34 protein-coding genes and 2 pseudogenes are annotated in these 19,075 nt (G+C 34.0%); 5 read left to right on the top strand and 31 right to left on the bottom strand.

What is annotated here, in order from left to right; genetic code table 11:
- Window positions 1-10: 10 nt before the first annotated feature.
- From NQ499_RS06715 to NQ499_RS06645, 15 genes are all read right to left on the bottom strand, one after another.
- Window positions 11-685: an HNH endonuclease gene (locus NQ499_RS06715; protein WP_006506360.1), complete on the bottom strand. Its 675-nt coding sequence runs from the start codon at window positions 683-685 to the stop codon at window positions 11-13.
- Window positions 682-924, bottom strand: a complete 243-nt coding sequence (locus tag NQ499_RS06710) for a hypothetical protein (protein WP_006506361.1) — start codon at window positions 922-924, stop codon at window positions 682-684. The genes NQ499_RS06715 and NQ499_RS06710 overlap by 4 nt, the downstream gene beginning before the upstream one ends.
- A gap of 13 nt (window positions 925-937) precedes the next feature.
- Window positions 938-1,213: a hypothetical protein gene (locus NQ499_RS06705; protein ID WP_006506362.1), complete on the bottom strand. Its 276-nt coding sequence runs from the start codon at window positions 1,211-1,213 to the stop codon at window positions 938-940.
- 341 nt (window positions 1,214-1,554) lie between these two features.
- Window positions 1,555-1,677, bottom strand: coding sequence for a hypothetical protein (locus tag NQ499_RS06700; protein ID WP_259848460.1), 123 nt, complete (start codon window positions 1,675-1,677; stop codon window positions 1,555-1,557).
- A 108-nt stretch (window positions 1,678-1,785) separates the two neighbouring features.
- Window positions 1,786-2,085, bottom strand: coding sequence for a MarR family transcriptional regulator (locus NQ499_RS06695; protein ID WP_006506364.1), 300 nt, complete (start codon window positions 2,083-2,085; stop codon window positions 1,786-1,788).
- A complete protein-coding gene (locus tag NQ499_RS06690) occupies window positions 2,082-2,321 on the bottom strand; it encodes a hypothetical protein (protein ID WP_006506365.1) in 240 nt (79 codons plus the stop codon). The genes NQ499_RS06695 and NQ499_RS06690 overlap by 4 nt, the downstream gene beginning before the upstream one ends.
- The gene (locus NQ499_RS06685) at window positions 2,318-3,100 is read right to left on the bottom strand and encodes a hypothetical protein (RefSeq protein ID WP_040390054.1); all 783 of its coding nucleotides are present in this window, start codon (window positions 3,098-3,100) and stop codon (window positions 2,318-2,320) included. The genes NQ499_RS06690 and NQ499_RS06685 overlap by 4 nt, the downstream gene beginning before the upstream one ends.
- Window positions 3,101-3,377: 277 nt before the next feature.
- Complete coding sequence (locus NQ499_RS06680) at window positions 3,378-4,223, bottom strand: tyrosine-type recombinase/integrase (protein ID WP_006506367.1); 846 nt, start codon at window positions 4,221-4,223, stop codon at window positions 3,378-3,380.
- 27 nt (window positions 4,224-4,250) lie between these two features.
- Complete coding sequence (locus NQ499_RS06675) at window positions 4,251-4,418, bottom strand: hypothetical protein (protein WP_006506368.1); 168 nt, start codon at window positions 4,416-4,418, stop codon at window positions 4,251-4,253.
- Window positions 4,419-4,421: 3 nt separating this feature from the next.
- Window positions 4,422-4,574: a hypothetical protein gene (locus NQ499_RS06670; RefSeq protein WP_006506369.1), complete on the bottom strand. Its 153-nt coding sequence runs from the start codon at window positions 4,572-4,574 to the stop codon at window positions 4,422-4,424.
- Window positions 4,571-4,846 (bottom strand): hypothetical protein, encoded by a 276-nt coding sequence (locus NQ499_RS06665; RefSeq protein WP_006506370.1) that lies wholly within the window; start codon window positions 4,844-4,846, stop codon window positions 4,571-4,573. The genes NQ499_RS06670 and NQ499_RS06665 overlap by 4 nt, the downstream gene beginning before the upstream one ends.
- Window positions 4,846-5,448, bottom strand: coding sequence for a hypothetical protein (locus NQ499_RS06660; RefSeq protein WP_006506371.1), 603 nt, complete (start codon window positions 5,446-5,448; stop codon window positions 4,846-4,848). Before NQ499_RS06660 ends, NQ499_RS06665 begins: the two co-directional genes overlap by 1 nt.
- Window positions 5,449-5,752: 304 nt before the next feature.
- Window positions 5,753-5,983: a hypothetical protein gene (locus NQ499_RS06655; RefSeq protein WP_006506373.1), complete on the bottom strand. Its 231-nt coding sequence runs from the start codon at window positions 5,981-5,983 to the stop codon at window positions 5,753-5,755.
- Window positions 5,984-6,167: 184 nt separating this feature from the next.
- Complete coding sequence (locus tag NQ499_RS06650; RefSeq protein ID WP_006506374.1) at window positions 6,168-6,371, bottom strand: MerR family transcriptional regulator; 204 nt, start codon at window positions 6,369-6,371, stop codon at window positions 6,168-6,170.
- A 195-nt stretch (window positions 6,372-6,566) separates the two neighbouring features.
- The gene (locus NQ499_RS06645; protein ID WP_040390055.1) at window positions 6,567-6,782 is read right to left on the bottom strand and encodes a hypothetical protein; all 216 of its coding nucleotides are present in this window, start codon (window positions 6,780-6,782) and stop codon (window positions 6,567-6,569) included.
- Between the two features lie 144 nt (window positions 6,783-6,926).
- Between NQ499_RS06645 and NQ499_RS06640 the strand changes: the two genes are divergently transcribed.
- From NQ499_RS06640 to NQ499_RS06625, 5 genes and pseudogenes are all read left to right on the top strand, one after another.
- Entirely contained in the window at window positions 6,927-7,190 is a 264-nt protein-coding gene (locus NQ499_RS06640) for a helix-turn-helix domain-containing protein (RefSeq protein ID WP_040390056.1), read from the top strand.
- Between the two features lie 41 nt (window positions 7,191-7,231).
- Entirely contained in the window at window positions 7,232-7,699 is a 468-nt protein-coding gene (locus NQ499_RS06635) for a hypothetical protein (protein WP_006506377.1), read from the top strand.
- A gap of 124 nt (window positions 7,700-7,823) precedes the next feature.
- Window positions 7,824-8,951 carry a tyrosine-type recombinase/integrase gene (locus NQ499_RS06630; protein ID WP_040390057.1) on the top strand — a complete coding sequence of 376 codons (1,128 nt, stop codon included), beginning with the start codon at window positions 7,824-7,826 and terminating at the stop codon, window positions 8,949-8,951.
- A gap of 263 nt (window positions 8,952-9,214) precedes the next feature.
- Window positions 9,215-9,370, top strand: a pseudogene (locus NQ499_RS13680) (LysR family transcriptional regulator); the annotation flags it as partial.
- A gap of 33 nt (window positions 9,371-9,403) precedes the next feature.
- Window positions 9,404-10,087: a LysR substrate-binding domain-containing protein gene (locus tag NQ499_RS06625; protein WP_006506379.1), complete on the top strand. Its 684-nt coding sequence runs from the start codon at window positions 9,404-9,406 to the stop codon at window positions 10,085-10,087.
- Window positions 10,088-10,150: 63 nt separating this feature from the next.
- Here NQ499_RS06625 and NQ499_RS06620 read toward each other — a convergent pair whose 3' ends face one another.
- From NQ499_RS06620 to NQ499_RS06545, 16 genes and pseudogenes are all read right to left on the bottom strand, one after another.
- A complete protein-coding gene (locus NQ499_RS06620) occupies window positions 10,151-10,870 on the bottom strand; it encodes a macro domain-containing protein (RefSeq protein ID WP_006506380.1) in 720 nt (239 codons plus the stop codon).
- A 39-nt stretch (window positions 10,871-10,909) separates the two neighbouring features.
- Window positions 10,910-11,116, bottom strand: a complete 207-nt coding sequence (locus tag NQ499_RS06615; protein ID WP_006506381.1) for a hypothetical protein — start codon at window positions 11,114-11,116, stop codon at window positions 10,910-10,912.
- 36 nt (window positions 11,117-11,152) lie between these two features.
- Window positions 11,153-11,803 (bottom strand): annotated as a pseudogene (locus tag NQ499_RS06610) (SIMPL domain-containing protein).
- A gap of 59 nt (window positions 11,804-11,862) precedes the next feature.
- Complete coding sequence (locus NQ499_RS06605) at window positions 11,863-12,330, bottom strand: flavodoxin (RefSeq protein ID WP_006506383.1); 468 nt, start codon at window positions 12,328-12,330, stop codon at window positions 11,863-11,865.
- 60 nt (window positions 12,331-12,390) lie between these two features.
- Window positions 12,391-12,558, bottom strand: coding sequence for a nitrilase-related carbon-nitrogen hydrolase (locus NQ499_RS06600; RefSeq protein WP_259848794.1), 168 nt, complete (start codon window positions 12,556-12,558; stop codon window positions 12,391-12,393).
- 19 nt (window positions 12,559-12,577) lie between these two features.
- Complete coding sequence (locus NQ499_RS06595; RefSeq protein WP_006506385.1) at window positions 12,578-12,940, bottom strand: alpha/beta hydrolase family protein; 363 nt, start codon at window positions 12,938-12,940, stop codon at window positions 12,578-12,580.
- Window positions 12,941-12,947: 7 nt separating this feature from the next.
- Window positions 12,948-13,742 (bottom strand): class I SAM-dependent methyltransferase, encoded by a 795-nt coding sequence (locus NQ499_RS06590; protein WP_006506386.1) that lies wholly within the window; start codon window positions 13,740-13,742, stop codon window positions 12,948-12,950.
- A complete protein-coding gene (locus tag NQ499_RS06585) occupies window positions 13,739-15,277 on the bottom strand; it encodes a methyltransferase domain-containing protein (RefSeq protein WP_006506387.1) in 1,539 nt (512 codons plus the stop codon). Before NQ499_RS06585 ends, NQ499_RS06590 begins: the two co-directional genes overlap by 4 nt.
- Before the next feature lie 250 nt (window positions 15,278-15,527).
- Window positions 15,528-15,671: a hypothetical protein gene (locus tag NQ499_RS06580; protein WP_155812848.1), complete on the bottom strand. Its 144-nt coding sequence runs from the start codon at window positions 15,669-15,671 to the stop codon at window positions 15,528-15,530.
- A gap of 10 nt (window positions 15,672-15,681) precedes the next feature.
- Window positions 15,682-15,939 (bottom strand): hypothetical protein, encoded by a 258-nt coding sequence (locus tag NQ499_RS06575; RefSeq protein ID WP_202898487.1) that lies wholly within the window; start codon window positions 15,937-15,939, stop codon window positions 15,682-15,684.
- Window positions 15,940-16,000: 61 nt separating this feature from the next.
- Window positions 16,001-17,047, bottom strand: a complete 1,047-nt coding sequence (locus NQ499_RS06570) for an IS1/IS1595 family N-terminal zinc-binding domain-containing protein (protein WP_040389582.1) — start codon at window positions 17,045-17,047, stop codon at window positions 16,001-16,003.
- Window positions 17,048-17,178: 131 nt separating this feature from the next.
- Window positions 17,179-17,448 (bottom strand): flavodoxin family protein, encoded by a 270-nt coding sequence (locus NQ499_RS06565; RefSeq protein ID WP_259848790.1) that lies wholly within the window; start codon window positions 17,446-17,448, stop codon window positions 17,179-17,181.
- A 57-nt stretch (window positions 17,449-17,505) separates the two neighbouring features.
- Window positions 17,506-17,820, bottom strand: coding sequence for a hypothetical protein (locus NQ499_RS06560; RefSeq protein ID WP_006506281.1), 315 nt, complete (start codon window positions 17,818-17,820; stop codon window positions 17,506-17,508).
- A 21-nt stretch (window positions 17,821-17,841) separates the two neighbouring features.
- Window positions 17,842-18,060: a hypothetical protein gene (locus NQ499_RS06555; protein WP_040390038.1), complete on the bottom strand. Its 219-nt coding sequence runs from the start codon at window positions 18,058-18,060 to the stop codon at window positions 17,842-17,844.
- Between the two features lie 10 nt (window positions 18,061-18,070).
- On the bottom strand, window positions 18,071-18,469 hold the full coding sequence (locus NQ499_RS06550) for an arsenate reductase/protein-tyrosine-phosphatase family protein (RefSeq protein ID WP_006506279.1): 399 nt from the start codon (window positions 18,467-18,469) through the stop codon (window positions 18,071-18,073).
- Entirely contained in the window at window positions 18,462-19,016 is a 555-nt protein-coding gene (locus NQ499_RS06545) for a DUF5714 domain-containing protein (protein WP_006506278.1), read from the bottom strand. Before NQ499_RS06545 ends, NQ499_RS06550 begins: the two co-directional genes overlap by 8 nt.
- Between the last annotated feature and the right edge of the window lie 59 nt (window positions 19,017-19,075).

The raw sequence follows: 19,075 nt of genomic DNA, 5'->3' as shown, positions 1-19,075 counted from the left end.
CCATCCTCCTTCAGTAATATCTTTTTACCTTTTCATCCCAACACAGTAATTCAATATTTTTCATTAGTCTTTCATACTGTTCAGGAGTAAGAGCATTCGCAATTACTTCGAATTTGTTCTTTTTGTTGAAACTTCCTCTATTTCTGACTTTTTTATATGCAGCAGCAACTTTTCTCATATCCTCTTCGAACATCATTGGAACTAACGGACTGAACACTTTGCCATTCACATATTCAAGCGCCGTCATACGTGATATATATGTTTTAAGTGCAGCATCTCTTGAACTTCTGTATATATCACCTGTCTCAGCATTATAGATAGGCTTGCCTTTTCTCTGCCTTAAAGCGCCTATCCTTCCTGCTTCTTCATTTGTTACCATCAGAAGATTTGCCTGATGATTATTCTTGTAGTTGCCGTCCTTATGGATGATTCTGCAGTCTTTATAGATTGGCCCATGCCATACCTCATATACGATTCTAGCTAGATTCATATCTTTGTTATCGACTTTTACATAAAGTATTGGAGAATGGCCCATTCTTATCTGTGGCTTTCTTAAGAATGGGCTGCACATATTAGTCGTTCCATTTTTATAATGCTTTAAGACATGGCCTGTGTTGGAGACTTCAAAAAAAGTCCCTTCTCTTCTGCCGTTTTTCCAGAACTTCCATATCTGTTCCTGTTTCATTTCTTTGGCTCCGGAAAAAAATAATTTCTAAATTCATTATCAGTAAAAACAATTGCTGTAGGATCTACTCTGAAGATATTGCCTTTTTCATCTTCGATTAGAGCGAATAGTCTACTTACCTGTTCTCCTGGATGTCCACCAACTGCAATTGATGGCTGAACTATGCTTGAACGATATTCAAAACAATGAAAAAGATAGTTTTCATCATTATATCTGCATGTTCTTAAATGATTCCCCATAGTTTTATTTCTCCTATCTTAAATCTTTTGTTATTCTTAGAAGCTTTAGCACTTCATTATTGCTCATACCACCAAGTACTTCACCTTCACAAAATCCCTGTTTTTTATACTGCATGGTTTCAAACAGGTCATCCTTGCCTCCGTATGAGTATCTGTGCTTGATTACACTGACTACCCATCCGTTCTCAAATTCAAACTGCCAGTGCCATCCATCAAAAAGTCTTTCTTCTATCTTCAGATAGCTTTGAAAGCCATCGTATTTCAATTTTGTATATTTTTTTTTGCTCATAATGATGCATATACCGCAATGAATAATATGAATATCAATACCAGATAATTCATTGCTCCTCCTTTCTAGAAGAGTAGAAAGAATTCCTTTACTCTGTCGAATTGATTTTCAATTCCTTCTTTCTACCTTCCCAGTGCACATGATTTCTTTAGCAAAATTAGAGAGAGATGTGGTGTGTTCTCACGAAGTCGTGAAATCATGAAGCACTGTTTGGTTTGTTTTCAAATTGCATGTAATAGAAATCGCTACGGCACCATGATCATGCGAGGATCATTCTGAAGTATAAAGAAAGTACTCTTTCTAAATGTTATAAGCTTAAAAAGACCATGATGCCGTAGTATTTATTCCTTAGAATTGATGTAATCCTTTAAATATCCGATTGCGCCGATAAGATATCCGAACTGATCATCACTCAGTCTGTCGATTATCCTATCAAGACACTCTATTGCTGTTTCCTTTTCCATGTTTTCCTCCTGATTAATATTTATCCAAAGCAGCTGCACGCATGAGATGTGCATGTAAAATATCGAACAAAGTCACTTTGCTTGAGACTATTGTTATTTTTTAATCAATTATAAGCGTGTGCTGCCTGAATACTTTTCAACTTCATTTGTATAGATAGCGATTGATTCGCCATCCAGGTAGTATCTGTACCCACCCATCGGAACTCTAGAAATATTGATATATCCAAGGTCCTCAAGCTGCTTGAGACTCATCTGAATCCTTTGTTTTGAGAATTTAGTTTTATCTCTTAGTGCCGTCATTGAGAAAGTACAGTGAGGCACTCTTCTGTCTACGCACTGGTCAATGATCAGTCCAAGAACTGTATTTGTATTTGCGCTTAGATTGTCAAAATTGAGATTGCTGATCATGCGCTGGCGCCCCTTTTCTTGTCTTCTGCGACATTCAAGATGCACATCTTGTCTAGATCATCAAGCCTCTGAAGATACTGCAGGCATTCTGCAGATTGAATCATATCAATCCCTTTTTTTAGCAGCATTACTTTCAACTTGCCCGATACGTCTGATGCTGATAATGCATCAATGAAATTTTCAAACATTTCTGGTCTATCCATTTTCTTATCCCGACTGTTTATGAGTGATTTCATAAATTTCCTCCTAGGTCTTCCATCAACTTTTTTAACTCTGCCTTGTCTTCCTCAGTCACCTGTCTGTGCTCTTTCTTTCTCTTCGGTTTGGTAGGCAAAGGTTTGATGTCTGCCTGCTTTGTTCTAGCAACCTTCAGGCAGAAAGCTTTCCAGTTACCGATTTTTTCAAAACCAAATGCATCACAGGAAAGAAATGCTGCTTTTGCTACTTCTTCACCAAAACCCTTAGATTTCAGAAAATCACACATTTCACTCTCACAAGGATGCTCCGCATCCTGAGAGTGTTTTTGTTTTTTTGTATTATTCTTGTATTTTGTTATATTGTGTTCAATTTTTGAACCGCAACGGTTCATTTTTTGAACCGCAGTGGTGCAATTTTTGAACATCAACGGTTCATTTTTTGAACCGCAATCATTTCCTTGTGGTTCATTTTTTGAACCGCTATTTTTGTTATTTTCCGAATCTGATACAAACATGTGTGTCCAGTAGTCGTAGTTGACTACTCTTATGAGTGTATATTTGTTCGTGGTTTTTTTGGCTATCTCCCCTGAAAACTCAAGGGCTGATAATGATTTAAGAAGAGTATTTTTGGACATTCCAAGCTCTTCAGAAAGTCTTTTAAGTGATGTGACTGTCTCACCTCTGTCAATTGTGATTGACTGCCATTCGACGGCTGAGTAGTTGACAGTGAGTAATAGATGAAGCAGGACTCTCATTGCTCCATGATCCTTGTATATGTTGGAGTTGATGATATCCCTGTTTATTCCAATCCAACCCATAACAGTCATCCTTTCATTCAGAATCTGACAGAATTGACTAGAACTGTAGATAATCTAGAATGTGCTTTTAATCTAGAATGTAGGTAATCTAGTATGTAGTTCTGAGGGCTTCTGTCGGACCTTCAGAACGTATAAAATGCGTGTAAGATAACCCTATGTTATCTCTCACTCCGATTTCTTGAAAATATGTAGTATACATCAATGTTTTTTACGATATTTTTGAAACAATACTTTTGGAGTGTTTTTGGAGTATTTTAAAGCGTTTTGAGCAGTATTTTTAGTACTTCAGTCTGCTCATTTTCTCCTTTTTCATCTTCGCAGTAGTGCGCAGATAAATACGTGTAGTTTCCAGTGATGAGTGTCCATAGATATCAGCAAGCTCGTCTATATTACCGCCCTGCTGCATGAACACTATGCCAAACAGATGTCTGAAGGAATGAGGATGAACCTTCCTCTTATTGACCTTCGCGGCTCCAGCAACCTTCTGAAGCTTTCTGTATATAGTCTGATAAGGAATCAATCCATCATTATCATCATTCCTGAATACATAACCACCAGTAATTCCATGTCTCTTCATGTACTGGTTAATCTCTTTCTTCAGATCATCTCTTAAAATGATTTCTCGAACCTTTCCTTTCGAATTGGTTCTGATAATAGTGTGCTTCATATTCTCTGCAGTGAAATCCTTCAGCTCCTGACATCTTATTCCTGTATATGCAAAAATCTTGATAATAAGATATATGTCATCATATCCAAGCCTTCTTGAATACTTTAAAAGTCTTTTAAGTTCACCCGGTTCCAGTACATCCTCAAGAGATGATACACGCTGTTCTCTGATGGTTTTTACTTCCATCCTTGAGCGTTGTCCCCTCTCCAATGATTCCGTCTCACAGTAGCGTAAAAACTTGTTTATGCAGATAATAGAAACATTAATAGTGGATGGCTTATATTCATCAAGCATCTTGCTCTTATAAGCCATCACATCATCCTTTTTAACTTCCTTGTTCTTATCTTCAATAGAGGACAAGAAATTAGTACATGCCCTTCTGTACTGCTTTACAGTATTGGGGGCCTTTTCTTCATACTTCATCTCATTCAGAAATTCACTTAAGACCGCTTCCATCTGTTCAGCAGTCAGAGTTCATCACCCCTATTTTCTATATTTTTCCAAGATAGACAGGATATCCTCGCATTCGTGAAGAATATCTAATGATTCTTGATATTTTCTGATTGCGTTGAAACTTGCTAATATACCAATAATGTTGATACTGGTAATGAGTGCAAGGAATATCGATATTAATAATCCAAATACATCCATTGTCTATTCCTCCTCCAGTGCAGCGCTCACTACTGCTCTGACAGTGCCTTCTTTTAGATATTTTATTCTTGCATCAATGATATCCTTTAAATACTCCAACTCGCTTATATCACTGATGCTGCCTATCAATATTGCTGTATCAATTTCTGCCATCATAGTGACTCCTCCCTTAGAAATCTTAAAAACTGATGCATGATCCACTCAAGCATCTCATACTCAGGAAGATTTTTTTCCTGAGCCTTAAAGTGTGAACCATTAGCACCATTTATATGAATAGTAGAAATGATATCCATATCATCAATAATCTCTTCTGAGTAAGAGACATCTTCTATTGATGCACCATAATATGTATGATCAATCGCCTTGGTGATATCTCTTACCACCTTCTTATGCATCATCTCCATTGGAGCATGAGATACTTTATGCATCACTTCACCACTCCCTTCTCCTGCAGCTGTCTATATGCCAATTTGAAAGCCATAAGATAGACATCAAAAACATCAGGGCCTTCTTCTAATCCGATTTCATCAATAGGGTCAAAGGCTGAATAATCTATATTCAAAAGTGTTCTTTCTCCTATCTCACAGATGCCTTCTGTATCACTGAAACCATCCAAAACCTTTTCTATAAAAGGCTTGACTGCATCTTCAGGTTCACATACATCGAAGTAATCAGCAATTCTATCGAGCGTATAGTTATCCTTTGTCTTTTGAAGAAGCTGTTTTTCAGCAAGTTCTCTATCATATGTGTAGAGAGGATGACTACTGCATTTCACCTTAAGCTTGAAAAAGATAGAATCTCGACGGCACCAATCTATGAAGTTTCTAAAATTTAGGCCGGCATAGCTATAGGCAATCAGCTCGCCAAGATCACCAGAGATATGCACTCTGTCATGGTCATCTTCAAATATGAATCTGATTCTGTAGTAGTTGCTTTCAGGCTTCTGGAAATCAAGAACCTTGATATCACCATAATCCTTGAGAGTTGCGATATGATCAGCAAACATCTCTTTCTGTAACTCTAGATCCATGTTATCTACCTCCCATAATCAAGAAATACTGCACGAACAGCATATTCATGAACAAAGAACTGCAGCAGAAGACTTTCACTTCTGTTGAGTTCCAGTTGTTCCCTGTAAGAACCATGGAAATTAGAATCACTAATATGCATACATCTGATAAAAGGCATAACGCCCTATTCTTATTTAATTTTTTCATTCAAAATCGCTCCTTTTTTCTTCAATATCTGTTATAATGAAGTTGCCTCGAAAAGAGGCTCATTCAGAATTCGCTTAAAGACACACCGGAATGCTATCGCTTAGCATTCCATTTTTTTTAGCTATTTAGAGGTCTCCACCATTGCCCTGAGGCATATGAGTAGAGCATCATTCTACCTGTCATCTTATTTCCCGATACTTCATGAATGATTACATCACTCTTAAAACTGGTAGAATATCCTCTTGCGGTTACAACGGCTTTACAATAATCAGGAATAGTATCTATCTTTCTACGTGCTCCATCAGGATCACAGAAAAATAGTTCATAAGTCTTCTTCTCCTTAAGCATGTTTAATCCTCCTTTCTTTGGATTCTAATTATTCATAGGCATCTAGCGCCGGAGGACCAGTAAAAGCTACATGCATCCATCCTACAAAGGTTCTATATCGAAAGTGAAAATTAATGAAAATAACTAATGTCTTAGAAAAAATATCAATCCTCCGGCCTTAGATGCCTATAAATTTGTTTAATATTTAATTGTTATCTTCAGATATGCCTAGATAATGCATAAATGCAATTCTTGGAATATGAACCGATCTACGACCCTTTACTGTAATAACAGTACCTGGCCATTTACCCTGTTCTACTGCATTAAGAATGAAGTTCCTGGACATTCCTGTCATATCCATTGCCTCCTGAATACTCATTGAGTATTCATTTTTATTTGCTGTTCGCATTTTCCATCACCTCCTTGTAATCACACCCACATAGATCCATACCACTTATTGATAGTCATTTAACTTAATGAAAAGATACTCGATACAAAACTTTTACTTTTATTCTATGGGATAGTTTAAAAAAATGGTTAGTGATATGGCTGTATGTGGGCATGATATAAAATACATTTATGATGTACAAATAGATTAAAAAAATTAATCTAATTTAATGATTCTGATATCTGATATATTTGCGACTTTTGCAAAAGCAATGATCTCTAGACCGGTCCATTTAGAAATTTTGTTTTCTCTTTCTTTGTACTTTCGCTCATCCATTGGCACGTACTTATTAATTTCTGATGCCATTTGAGATTGTGAGTACCCCATATTGATACGGATTGCTTTTGGGGTTAATCTGATTTGTTCGTTCATTTGCATTCATCTCCTTGTACATTTATAGTGTACTATCGACTAAATACATTGTCAATGTACTTTAAGAACTTTTTTACAGAATTAATGTATTTTTATACATTATTTATGTTCTTTTTGTTATATTATATACAGGAGGTGTATTTGATGAAGAAGAAAAAAATAGAAGATGAGCACACATCTGAGCTATTAAAATATCAAGGTATGCTATTGAGACAGCTTAGAAAAAATACTTCTTATACAATGGAAGATGTTGCTAATCGTTTTTGTAAAACAAAATCATGGATATCTGAAATCGAGAATGGCAGAAATAATATTTCATCAATTGATTTAGTAAAACTAATATCTATGTATGAAGCTGACATTAATGATTTCACACAAAAAATCCAAAAAAAGATGGATGAAAAGTAAAAAAAGCCCATTTATAAAATGGGCGAAAGGAGGAAAACAACATGGGATTTTTCAGTGAACTATTTAAAGAACCACAACAGCCAACTAAAGACAATACTACTTACTATGAAATGGAGTTAACTTCTGCTGCATATTCTCAGGATGAAATAAAGAGATATATGCAGAAAGTAGCACCAATTTCAATGGATTACTTTGCTGATAACTTTGGTGACCGCAAGGTACTTTTTAAATATGATGTATATAGAACATGTGACTTTAATATTCTTACAGATAATAAGAATGAGCATGATCCTAATGCTATGTATATATTTGCTAAGTTATGTAGATTAAGTTATGTGCCTCAAAGATACAGCAAGAGAATAAGGGAATGGACAAAGGCTAATAAGATATATAATCCAACTCTTATCATACACGGTGGCCCTTGCAAGATATTGCATAATAATGGATTAGTAAGTGAAGAAGACTACCAGTTCAAGCTTACTTTAAAATTTTTGGTAAAAAACTACTAAAAAAGACCAATACTGCGGGAACAGTATTGGTCGAGCAAAAGTTTGTATCGAGTAAATAGTCCTTTTGCGTACTCAATTATACCATAATTAGTACGCTTGAGGCAATCAAGAAAGGAATATGATTATGGTAAAGTATAAAAGACGTCCTAATGGATCAGGGACGGTAGTAAAGCTTAGCGGCAGAAGAAGAAAGCCGTTTTGCGCAAAAGTTACATTGGATGAAAGAAATCTGACAAATGGAGAAAAGAAAAGATTAGTAATTGGAACGTTTGAAACGTATCAAGAAGCGCTTAATGCATTGTCTTTGTATTCTCTTACTGTGAATAATACGATAAGCAAGAAGGAAGCAATGGAGATTGATCCTGAGGTATATCAAAAGGTTCAGGATAAGATGAGTAAGAAAGTGCCTACATTCTTGGATATATATTATATTCTTGATAAGGACGAGTTTTCTTTGTTGTCATCTCAAACACAGAATAGTATGCATGGTGCAATTAAACATCTGAAGAAGCTGCATTATTTAAAGATAGATCAGATAACTCTGAGAATGATTCAGGATGTATTTGATGAAGATGGATCTAACCACAGTACACAGGTACATATGAAGACGATATGCACAAAGGTATTTAGATATGCTGTTGTTAATCAGTATATTGAGCGTAATGATGATTATACTTCTTATATAAGAATTGCTAAGTATGAAGAGTCTGATATGCATAGACCTTATACTATTAATGAAATACTAACATTAAAGAAAGCTGATACTCCAGAAGCGCATATAATGCTGATATTTATCTATACTGGTGTAAGAATTAATGAACTGCTGAATATCAATAGAGATAATATTCATATTGATGAAAAATGCGATGATGACGGCACTGAAAGACTCATAAGCTATATGATCACCGGGTCTAAGACAAAGGCTGGAAAAAATAGAATCGTGCCTATCCATGATGATATCAAGCAATTTGTTATCGATGAATTATTAAAGCCCGAGAAGAGACTGGTAGATGTAACTTATGCTAATTTTACTACTAGAACTGTATTGATTAAAGTAAACAAGCTATTGAATACACATCATACAATGCATGATACGCGTAAAACATTCGCTACGCTATGCCAAATGAATAACCTTAATGTCTATATCCGAAAGAAGGTATTAGGCCACAGAATGAACGATATTACATTTGATGTGTACACCAATGAGTCAAAGAATAGATTATGGACTGAAGTAAACAAAATAAAAGTCTAGTGATCATTCACTCAGACTTGTTCTTGATATAATTTAATTCTGATTTTATAATAGAGAACGTAATAAAAAGACTTGCCCAAGTATTTTATTATGAAACTAGCGACAGTCGTACTCTAAGTGAGCCTGTCTGCGGAGCTATCGAAAGATAGCTCTTTTTTTATTAATTCTTCGTTACCTATTTGTTATCTTTCTCAACTAAATCAGTTTAAACACGCATAAAAAAGTGGCTTAAATAGCCACTTTTCGATATTCTTTAGTATCGTATTCATACTTTTTTAAAAGTATGTGAGACATTAAACTATACGCTTGCTGCAAAACAACTACATATTACTCAGCCAGCTGTATCACAGCATATTCATTATTTAGAAGAAGAATATGAAACAACACTCTTTGTATATTCAAATAAACAGTTATCATTAACACATTCCGGAAAGATATTAAGAAAATATTTGATGACTATGCAGAATGATGAGAAGAATATTAAAAAAGAGATAAAAAGTCATGAAGGAATGATAGAAACATTGTCGATTGGTGTAACTATGACAATTGGTGAGTACGCGATAGTGGATAGATTAGCTGATTTTATCAAGCATCATCCTGAAATGAATCTGCATCTTCATTATGGAAATACAGCAGAATTATTAAAGTTATTAGATCAAGGTAAGATTCATATGGCTATTGTGGAAGGAAATTATCCAAAAGAGAAATATAGTCATAAAAAATACAGCACAGAGGACTATATTGCCGTCTGTGCTGCATCACATGAGTTTAAGAATATACCCAATACTTTACATGACCTTCTTGATGAAAGACTTCTTGTACGAGAACAAGGTTCTGGTACTAGACATATTCTTGAAGAAAGTCTAAAAGTACGTGGTTTGTCTATTTCTGATTTTATACATTATACACAGATAGAAAATATGCATACTATCATCAGTTTGACTAAGAAAGATTGTGGTATTTCTTTTATTTACAAGATTGCAGTTAAAGAAGAACTACAAAAAGGTGTATTAAAAGAAATTGTATTAAATGACTTTAAGCTCCAGCATAATTTTGAATTCATCTGGGAAAAGGATAGTCTGTTTACTGAGAAGTATATTTCTATAAGTGAAGAATTTTTACATAATACGTTTTAGTAGTTTAAACTTCTTATCACCAAATGGTGCATAACGTAATGGCACATCAATCATTACTAAAGTTTATTTCTTAATCTTCTTAAATGCTAACTTGAATACTGCTATGCCAGCTTCAAATAGTATCTTTTGGTTTTCTGGTTTCTTTATCCATTCAATAGCTTTTTCTAATTGAGCTTCAAGTATATCCTGTGCAACATCTTTTCCATCAGCAATCAGTTTTTTCTGTTTATCTTGATGATGGATCTTTTTATCATTCATTTTGACATGAGCGGGGATAACGAGTACATTATAACCTAAGCTTTTCATATAAGTTTCCATAGTATCACCATAAACCACTAGGAATACTTTCTTTAGATTGACACCTTCGAATGATTTAATGCTTTCCTCAGCAATGCGAACTGCGAGCTGCTTATCAAAGCCATTATTACCTGATGCTAGAAGTGGAAATGCGACTGACTCACATCCCATCACTTCTGCAATATTAAGTGATGCTAAGTATGCAGAACTTAATAAGTCATACTCGCTATGTTCTCCGTCAATCCACTTAGGCACAACCGCATGAATAATATATTTTGAACTCAAATTATAGGCTAATGTTGGTATAGCACTTCCTGTACTGCAATGCCCCAGTTCTTTACATGCTTTAGTTAACTCTTTTCTACCAGCAGCAGTGAAAATAGCCTTAGATGTTCCACTGCCTTCCTTAAGTGCTTCATTTGCAGGTAAAACAATTGCATCTGAAGCAACATCAACAATATTCGCTTTTATAATTTTAAACTTCATTATTTTACATCTCCTTTGTCATAAATCATTTGATAATACCTAGTATTTTTTTACATCTTCTAATGTTAGCCAACCTTTTTCTTTACCCGATTTTCGACCTTTAACGAGTTCATTCGTCAGCTGTAAGGTTGCCTGTATCTTTTCAGAGTCCTCTATATCAAGAATTGTATTATTACTGCCTCCATCTGTTATAGCATATAGTACTTCGCTATCACACAGATCTGAAATAAGTTCAATTATTGTCAAACATCTCAACGCCTTTCAATCCTAGCTATTCGTACATTACTTAATATTCCAAATCACAGTTACTGTATCTGTAACATCAATATCGTCTGCTTCAATATCTATATCATAACCAGGACTACCTGTTGTTTTTTCTGCACTTGCGAATGCAAAATTCTGTATAGGTTCTGAGACAAAGTTGATTTCACCCCACGAATAATCAATAGATACGATATCACCTAATTTAACATCTGCAGCATTTGCTAAGACTTCAGCTTTGTGCTTTGAATCTTATATCGCATTCTTTAATAATTTATCTTTATGCTTTTCTGGATTACTGACTGTATATTCAATAGAGATTTCTGGTGTAATCACACTATGTGCCAAAGCATAGAGTATTTCACCTAGTTTCTTATTATCTGCATCAAATTCTATCAACATATGATGTGTATATGTATATCCTATTAATCTCTTTTTCCAGCTTTGATCTTTGGCTTTATAACTTTCATATTTGGTATTAATATCAAAGCTTCTAGTTTTTAAATCATCATTTTTAAATCCTAGAGAAACAAATAACTCCTTCAATATTTTTGTTGTTTCACTAGATTGTCTTAATGTGACTTCATATTCCTTATATGATTCTTCCATTGTCATATTAAGACGTATTATATCAGGCTTGACTGATACTTTTCCTTTACCTGTTATTTTCATTGTTTTATCCATAATGATGTCTCCTTTCCATTATTATATCAAAAAAGCCCTATGAATAATCATAAGGCCAATAATTCTTTGACTTTTTGAGTTGTGAGATTATTTAGTAATAACCCTTCTTTAATGAGTGCATTGGGTGCTGATACTTTTAATTCATTTACAGTATTTCCTAAACCACTGCTTCCTGATGTGGCGAATAGAGTAATTGTCTTGTTAGAGAAATCATACGCTTCTAGGAATGTATTGATAATTGTAGGTGCAACATACCACCAGATAGGAAAACCTAAGTAAATATGATCATATTTTGATACATCTAAATTATCTTTAATAATTGCAGGGCGTGTTGATTTATCTTCCATTTCAATGCTGCTTCTAGATTTCTTATTCATCCAATCAAGATCTGCTTTTGTATATGGGACTTCTGGTTTGATTTCATAGAGATCAGCTCCTGCCACCTTTGCAACTTCTTCAGCCGCATGCTTTGTAACACCACTTGCACTAAAATAAGCAACTAATATTTTACCCATAGTAATAAACCTCCTTACTACAAGTATAAAGGCTAAACCTTACTTTATGGCAAGATAATTTTATTGATAAAATTTAGTTCTTCTTAGCTGTGTATAGGGTCTACTTTCTCTTATTTTCTTGGAGTCAGACAAATCAATATCAACATATATGATTTCTTCCTGATCACTTGCTTTTTTAATAACTTTCCCATTTGGACCTACTACAATGGATTCTCCAGAGAAGTTCATTTCACTCTCTTGTCCTACTCTATTGCACATTGCAATTTGTAAGTGTGATATCTTCAAAATAAGAAGCGGCTGTTAAAGCGAGAGTTCCTGTGGTCGAGGCACCGACAATTCCTATCTTTTGATTACCGGATGTTTTTAACCATCTTATAGCTTTCTCTATACGTTCTAATGGATAATTATGATGTCCATAATCCTTTTTTGCAGGAGACATAGTCATCACATTTAAACCAAGCTTATGGAGCCATTTTACAGAAGTACGGGCTAAATAGTTTTCTGAATCATCGCCAATCATTGCACAGTCTGATTCTTTCTTACACTGCCAATAAACACCATAGCCCCCATCCATTTCTGTATAAAAATGTCTTTTATTTATTATGATCATCTCTTTATCAAATGTGTTTTTCTAACACGATTATTTTATTAGATACATGAGAAATAAAAGGAATCTTACCTAAAACATGATATATAGGCATCAATTGCTTCATTCCCTCTACAAGACTTACTTCCTTTAGAAAAGAAAATGAAGGGATAAGTTTTTCTAGTTCTTTCCCATTTTTTATACCCCATGTAAATTTTGCGCAACTGTCTTCTATAGATTTTTCTTTAATGTGATTCACCATAAAAGGTGACATCACTTCAACCATTATTGTGACATTTGAAAATGCATGTTCGATAATAGAAAAGATCTTCTTAATATCAATTTCAGTTAAATACATAGTCAAACCTTCTATGATTACTAGAACGTCTTCTCCTTCATTGTGAATAGTATTTGTATAGGTTTCATCCATAGCTGACTTCGCGATTTGATAGATAGGTCCTGTTTCTATTAAAAACTGTTTTCTTATATTCATCGTTTCAGGTAAATCTAGATTATACCAGCGTATATATTTTCCTTTCATACGATAACATCTTGTATCAAGACCACATGCAATATTAATCACAATAGTGTTCTTATGTTTATCTAAATATTCCTCTACCATCTTATCTAATACAATTGTTCTTGCAATCACACCAGAACGCATTGTTTTATCTTGATCTGCTTGAGAAAAGTCATAATCTAATTGTTTGACTATTGATACAGCCATTTCATCTTTGATTTTAGGATTCTTTTGACTTGTTTCTTTAGCACGTGCATAAAGAGTCTGGATCATTGTTTCTGGTACACCTTTTACATTTATTTTCATTTTGAATCGCCTTCTTTTCTTACAACACAATGCAGGCGCATCCCTTTACGTATTTCAAACTTCTCTACTTTTAATCCTGCTTCTTTACAACATTTATATACAATATCTCTTGTAGGAACCTGAACATCTCCATGACCAAATAGGTTTGCGAGAGGCATTTCAAATGTATTCATTACCCATACAAGAAACTTATTATCACTAGTAACATCTCTAAGTATTAATCTACCCTTTGGACGTAAGCATCTTTTTACACTATTAAAAAATGCCTGTGGATTAGGGTAATGATGAAAGCTCATAGAACAGATAATGGCATCAAATGAGTTTTCCTCAAAAGGGAAATTCTCACAATCCCCTACTATAAATACTGCATTTGGAATATTCTTCTTTTTAGCTTCTTCAATCATAGCTGGTGTAAGATCAAGACCTATATAATGTCTATCTGGATATTTTCCTGATAATAAAGAAATCATAGGTGCTGGCCCACATCCTGCATCAAGTAAATCTATAAATGGTTCTTTCTCTAATTCTTCTAAGATATCTGGATAATCCTTCTTACACATTTCATAGAGACCTGCATGATTTCCCTCATATCTTCCAGCTGCTTTAGTAAATTCTTTGATTGATAGTTGTTTATATTCTTCATTTGTCATATTCATAATCTCCATTTTCTTAATATAAGAATAAAATTGGTTATGTAGTTCTTTCATTTCATCTGGTGCTTTTATTGCATGTTGATACATGAATGTATATCCAAAGTGACTTTTATAAGTCTGCGATAAAATATATGTAATTATTGGTATTGGTAAAATTCTAAAGATATGCATTTTATAAGGTGATAATGTATGAAGTTTTTCATATAAAATCTTGAAATTATATTTAAGCTCTTTCGCTGTATTTTTCATCACAAGTTTATCTTGACCTACGGATTCAGGATATTCTGTTTGATAATAAGCATTCGCAAGAGGTACAACCATCCCAATATGACATAACTGCCATATATGCATATCATTGACCTGCTGAAAAGGTATGCGTGAATGTTTAAATATTTTTGAGAGCCGCTGTGTCCTATTTGTCTTTTTTCCAGTTATTTCAGAAAAAGTAGTCGGCTGTATAAATCTTGGAGTAAGTGATGCATCAAGTATATCATTTGTGATACTGCCTCCAGCTTCCGGAAAAGCTGGCAATATTCTTCCTTTTCCTACAATGCTTTCCCATTTTTCATAATTATCTATTGAGTTAACCATTGTGATAATGTTTTTACTTTTGTTGGATTTCAATTCTTTCAGTGCCTGATATAATTGATTTTCTCTAACAGTTAAAAAAATAAAATCATATATATCATTATCTTGTAAGTAATCAATGACCTTGATATCTACTTTTTTGATTATATTATTTTTCTTATAAAGGAGTCCTTGATTTTGAAGGGCTTCAAGTCTATGTCCTCTTGCATAAATAGTTGTATCATACCCTGCTTCTTTCAACAAAACTGCATATAATGAACCAATAACCCCTGCACCATATATAAGTATTCTCATGATATTACCTCTTTGTTAGTTTGAACTAACTTACAGATTTAGTATATCACTATGAAATAGATACCACAATTAATATATTAGTTATAACTAACAAAAAAACATGAACATCATGTGTTCATGCTTATGATTCTTCATCTAATTGTCTTATACCTTTACCATTCTTACGCACTTCTGCCTGCCCAATATAGACAATACCTTTATTGGTCGCTTCATCTCTCCCAAATAAGAAATAGATGCCTGTTTATTTTAGTTAATCTTTACTCTTACATTCTTCTAATGAGGTACACGGAATTTTAAAGGCAAGACCTGTCCATTTTGCAAGTGTGCATTTAATAATTGTATCAGTTCCTGCAGGTAAGATAAATGGTGCAGCAATTGTATAATCAAATATCACAATGTCTGCCTTATACATGAGAACCTAGATTATAGGCTTCTTTAAGCTTATCATTACTAGATATATCTCCACCACTAGATACACCACCACAAAGGACAGTGCCTTTAATAGATGTCTTTTCAAAACAGTCAATCCAGCCATTTAGTCCAGTAATGACTTTTTCAAAGACTTCATCTCCTTCTTCTGCAGCTGTCGCAAGAAGATATACATCTCTAAACCTATAATCTTTAGAATACATTGGATTGAGACGATCAATAAGAGTTTTCATCTGACCACTCATTTCATAATAATAAACGCTCAATTTAAGAAAATTGTTGCTTTGAGTAATCTTATTCAGCGAATATACCATAACGATATTCGTAATATGCTTCCTTAAGTGAAATAGGCATAGGTGTAGCTCTTACCATTTCATTACTGAAAGCCTCAGTATCCATCATCATTCTTAGAATCTCAGATGCCATTTCCTTTCTCTTGAATGTATACTTAGCCTGCTTCTTAAGAAGCAGGAAATCTAGATAACCTTGTATGTATCTGGTGCCAACGCCTCTTGTTGTCTGTATCATTGAGCTTACTTCTGTCATCATCTCATTGACAGCTCCTAATGATTTACCATCATCAGTAAGATATCTCTTCTCTAAAGGAGATGTCTTTATCTTATTGTTTACTGCTTCAAGATAGTTGGCAAACTGCTGTATGCTTGCCTTTGAATCTGATATGAACTCTTCCACATCCTTAAAGTAGTCTTTATTCGCTTTATATTTATCGAATGACTCACTTCCAAGACCTGATACCTGCATCATCATATGATCATTTTCATCTGTAGCACAGACAATGGCAACCTTGTGATGAGATATTCCTCTATATGCAGCCTGTTTACCTCTTTTCTTTGAGTATCTAGGCATATTTTGAGGACGTGTTCCCTTTAGGTTTATACTTTTATACTGTGTATCTATTTCAACTTCACCAGATAATTTCTGATGACCCATGATTTCAGATGCTGCATGATAAAGTTTATGACGCATATAGAAGCAGGTCGTCTTGCTTGTCTCTAAGACTTGAGCCTCACCCTCTAGAGGCATTTTATATAGTTCCAGTTCAATGAAGTGAAGCCACTGGTCCAAAGTAAAATGAGACCAGTAGAATAAGGTGTTGGTTCTATCACTAAAAGACTTGTGACAGTCAAGACAGATATATCTCTGATGTCTGTTCTTATCTTTTCCATTCTTCTTGAAATGGACTGAACCACATATAGGGCATGCCTTATGAGATGGATCAATGTCTTCATCATCCTGTTCATATAATGATTCGATAAGTTTATTTACATAATCCTTATCCTTAGATCTTAAATAGTTTTTTACCTGGTTTTCAGTTATCATAGCACTCACCTGACCTTTTAAGATCATTTTACAACTGTTCGAGAAATGATGATTTGAGTTAGGTGGCTATAAAGTAGAAAAATAGGCGTTAAGTTAAATTTAATGATCTAGTAGCAACATTTTTCATAAACTTAGCGATAATAAATAGGTGAAGCCCATACAACAACATCAGCATTGATTACACTATCCATAATACCCGCAACATCATCTTTAATAACACAATGTCCAGTTTTTTGACATGTAAGACATCCAATACAGAAACGAATATCTTTATTTTTAAGTGAGATATATTCTACCTCATTTCCAGATTCTTTTGCCCCTTCTACAAAACTTTTCGCAAGTAATTCTGAATTACTACTACTTCTTAGACTTGTTGATAATACAATGACTTTTTTACTCATAATATCCTTCCTTTTCTATAAGAAAAGGCTAAAGTGAACTTCAAGGCAAGAGAATTATTATTTTCTTTGAAGTGTTTTACCTAATAGTTCTCCTATGAATGCAATGAGAGAATATGCGATAATGTACACCCAGGCAGAAATATTATAATAGATGAATAATGTAGGAATGAACAGAATTGCGACAATTAGAGGATAGATGAAATCAACTGTATTTCTTAATCCATATATAAGCGAAGTGATCAATGTTATAAGGGGAATGACAATGAGTAGAATAAACATGCCACTTCCTGTATCTTTTATCAGCATTGGAACGATATAAAAAGCAATGAGAATAATGAAATAATTGATCCAGTTCTTTTTGATTTTATCCATGATTTCCTCCTTATAATTATATTAACATGATTTTTTCTTGAAATAGAATGCGCCAATCAGACATAAGACAATTCCTATCACAAAAGGAATCGCATAGAGATAAGCCATTTCAACTGGTGCACTTGTTCCTCCAACCTTAATCTCCCATTCCATATTACAATAGTTATAAGCAACAACAGCACACATGATATGGGAGAGTATAATTGCAATTAATAAGCAAAAACGATATAAGAGTTTCATATGAATTCTCCTAGTTCTTTAAATTATCCTTTAAATCTAATATTTTAGTTTCAATTTGTTTAATAATTTTTACGAATTCTTTATCACTTTTACCTGTAGGATCTTCTAATTCCCAGTTATCATCAAATGGTCTACCTATGAAAGGACATCCTACATTACATCCCATAGAAATCGCAATGTCCGGTTTTGGAATATCATTTATAAGTTTAGAATATTGCGCCTCTTCCATATCTATGCCATACATTTGTTTCATTATACGAACAGCATCTTGATTGATGATTGGTTTTGTTTCTGTTCCTGCAGAATAGCTTTCAAAAACATCAGATGCGAGATAATGACCTAATGCTTCAGCTATCTGACTTCTACATGAATTATGAACACATATAAATGCAACTTTCTTTTTATCCATAATAAGGACATCTCTCTTTTATACATTGCTTATTCAGTTTTGAATAGTGACAAGATGAATGTTCATATTCCAAAGTGACATTATAATGTGTATTTACATAATCAATCGCATTCTTAAATGAGATTATAGCATCTCTTTTACAACATCTAGGCCCGTTGATTTCACCTAAGTTTTTTAATGCATTTGAAGTAAATTCCATATGGTCTCCCCATGTACCATCCACTGATAATGGTCCTGTATGATCAATAATAGATAATGCAGCACCAAGAGATGTGACTGCACCACATACACCCCAAAAACCACACATGGCACCTGGCATTCTTAATCCTTCTATCATGATTTTATTTAATGCATCATCTAAATCAATTTCACCACCCGCATTTTTAAATGCGATGAGTAAACATGCTCCATCTAAAATATGATGTTCAGGTCCATGCATATTAATGTAATCATTCTTCGCAATATTTTTAAATATCTGTATAGGATTGTTTCCTTTTTCTTTCTTAATGCCCTTAAGTATTCGTTCAGCTTTTTCTTGTATAGTCATTAGATGATCCTCCTTTATTTCATTATATAGTAAAAGCGACAGGATTACCCTATCGCCCT

This window comes from Catenibacterium mitsuokai (assembly GCF_025148785.1).
Taxonomy (GTDB): Bacteria; Bacillota_I; Bacilli_A; order Erysipelotrichales; family Coprobacillaceae; genus Catenibacterium; species Catenibacterium mitsuoka.
The sequence above is the reverse complement of the archived record's forward strand: the minus strand, read 5'-3'. Positions and strand labels throughout refer to the sequence as shown.

Excerpts from the sequence above, each read along its gene's own strand:
- NQ499_RS06675 (WP_006506368.1), bottom strand. The coding sequence starts at position 4,418 with ATGGATGTATTTGGATTATTAATATCGATATTCCTTGCACTCATTACC.
- NQ499_RS06605 (WP_006506383.1), bottom strand. The coding sequence starts at position 12,330 with ATGGGTAAAATATTAGTTGCTTATTTTAGTGCAAGTGGTGTTACAAAG.
- NQ499_RS06600 (WP_259848794.1), bottom strand. The coding sequence starts at position 12,558 with ATGAACTTCTCTGGAGAATCCATTGTAGTAGGTCCAAATGGGAAAGTT.
- NQ499_RS06635 (WP_006506377.1), top strand. The coding sequence starts at position 7,232 with ATGGGATTTTTCAGTGAACTATTTAAAGAACCACAACAGCCAACTAAA.
- NQ499_RS06710 (WP_006506361.1), bottom strand. The coding sequence starts at position 924 with ATGGGGAATCATTTAAGAACATGCAGATATAATGATGAAAACTATCTT.
- NQ499_RS06660 (WP_006506371.1), bottom strand. The coding sequence starts at position 5,448 with ATGGATCTAGAGTTACAGAAAGAGATGTTTGCTGATCATATCGCAACT.
- NQ499_RS06665 (WP_006506370.1), bottom strand. The coding sequence starts at position 4,846 with ATGCATAAAGTATCTCATGCTCCAATGGAGATGATGCATAAGAAGGTG.
- NQ499_RS06715 (WP_006506360.1), bottom strand. The coding sequence starts at position 685 with ATGAAACAGGAACAGATATGGAAGTTCTGGAAAAACGGCAGAAGAGAA.
- NQ499_RS06700 (WP_259848460.1), bottom strand. The coding sequence starts at position 1,677 with ATGGAAAAGGAAACAGCAATAGAGTGTCTTGATAGGATAATCGACAGA.
- NQ499_RS06705 (WP_006506362.1), bottom strand. The coding sequence starts at position 1,213 with ATGAGCAAAAAAAAATATACAAAATTGAAATACGATGGCTTTCAAAGC.
- NQ499_RS06555 (WP_040390038.1), bottom strand. The coding sequence starts at position 18,060 with ATGAAACTCTTATATCGTTTTTGCTTATTAATTGCAATTATACTCTCC.
- NQ499_RS06655 (WP_006506373.1), bottom strand. The coding sequence starts at position 5,983 with ATGCTTAAGGAGAAGAAGACTTATGAACTATTTTTCTGTGATCCTGAT.
- NQ499_RS06575 (WP_202898487.1), bottom strand. The coding sequence starts at position 15,939 with ATGAAAACTCTTATTGATCGTCTCAATCCAATGTATTCTAAAGATTAT.
- NQ499_RS06625 (WP_006506379.1), top strand. The coding sequence starts at position 9,404 with ATGACTATGCAGAATGATGAGAAGAATATTAAAAAAGAGATAAAAAGT.
- NQ499_RS06590 (WP_006506386.1), bottom strand. The coding sequence starts at position 13,742 with ATGAAAATAAATGTAAAAGGTGTACCAGAAACAATGATCCAGACTCTT.
- NQ499_RS06695 (WP_006506364.1), bottom strand. The coding sequence starts at position 2,085 with ATGATCAGCAATCTCAATTTTGACAATCTAAGCGCAAATACAAATACA.
- NQ499_RS06585 (WP_006506387.1), bottom strand. The coding sequence starts at position 15,277 with ATGAGAATACTTATATATGGTGCAGGGGTTATTGGTTCATTATATGCA.
- NQ499_RS06640 (WP_040390056.1), top strand. The coding sequence starts at position 6,927 with ATGAAGAAGAAAAAAATAGAAGATGAGCACACATCTGAGCTATTAAAA.
- NQ499_RS06565 (WP_259848790.1), bottom strand. The coding sequence starts at position 17,448 with ATGAGTAAAAAAGTCATTGTATTATCAACAAGTCTAAGAAGTAGTAGT.
- NQ499_RS06560 (WP_006506281.1), bottom strand. The coding sequence starts at position 17,820 with ATGGATAAAATCAAAAAGAACTGGATCAATTATTTCATTATTCTCATT.
- NQ499_RS06550 (WP_006506279.1), bottom strand. The coding sequence starts at position 18,469 with ATGGATAAAAAGAAAGTTGCATTTATATGTGTTCATAATTCATGTAGA.
- NQ499_RS06645 (WP_040390055.1), bottom strand. The coding sequence starts at position 6,782 with ATGAACGAACAAATCAGATTAACCCCAAAAGCAATCCGTATCAATATG.
- NQ499_RS06630 (WP_040390057.1), top strand. The coding sequence starts at position 7,824 with ATGGTAAAGTATAAAAGACGTCCTAATGGATCAGGGACGGTAGTAAAG.
- NQ499_RS06685 (WP_040390054.1), bottom strand. The coding sequence starts at position 3,100 with ATGGGTTGGATTGGAATAAACAGGGATATCATCAACTCCAACATATAC.
- NQ499_RS06680 (WP_006506367.1), bottom strand. The coding sequence starts at position 4,223 with ATGGAAGCGGTCTTAAGTGAATTTCTGAATGAGATGAAGTATGAAGAA.
- NQ499_RS06670 (WP_006506369.1), bottom strand. The coding sequence starts at position 4,574 with ATGATGGCAGAAATTGATACAGCAATATTGATAGGCAGCATCAGTGAT.
- NQ499_RS06650 (WP_006506374.1), bottom strand. The coding sequence starts at position 6,371 with ATGCGAACAGCAAATAAAAATGAATACTCAATGAGTATTCAGGAGGCA.
- NQ499_RS06545 (WP_006506278.1), bottom strand. The coding sequence starts at position 19,016 with ATGACTATACAAGAAAAAGCTGAACGAATACTTAAGGGCATTAAGAAA.
- NQ499_RS06570 (WP_040389582.1), bottom strand. The coding sequence starts at position 17,047 with ATGATAACTGAAAACCAGGTAAAAAACTATTTAAGATCTAAGGATAAG.
- NQ499_RS06595 (WP_006506385.1), bottom strand. The coding sequence starts at position 12,940 with ATGATCATAATAAATAAAAGACATTTTTATACAGAAATGGATGGGGGC.
- NQ499_RS06690 (WP_006506365.1), bottom strand. The coding sequence starts at position 2,321 with ATGAAATCACTCATAAACAGTCGGGATAAGAAAATGGATAGACCAGAA.
- NQ499_RS06620 (WP_006506380.1), bottom strand. The coding sequence starts at position 10,870 with ATGAAGTTTAAAATTATAAAAGCGAATATTGTTGATGTTGCTTCAGAT.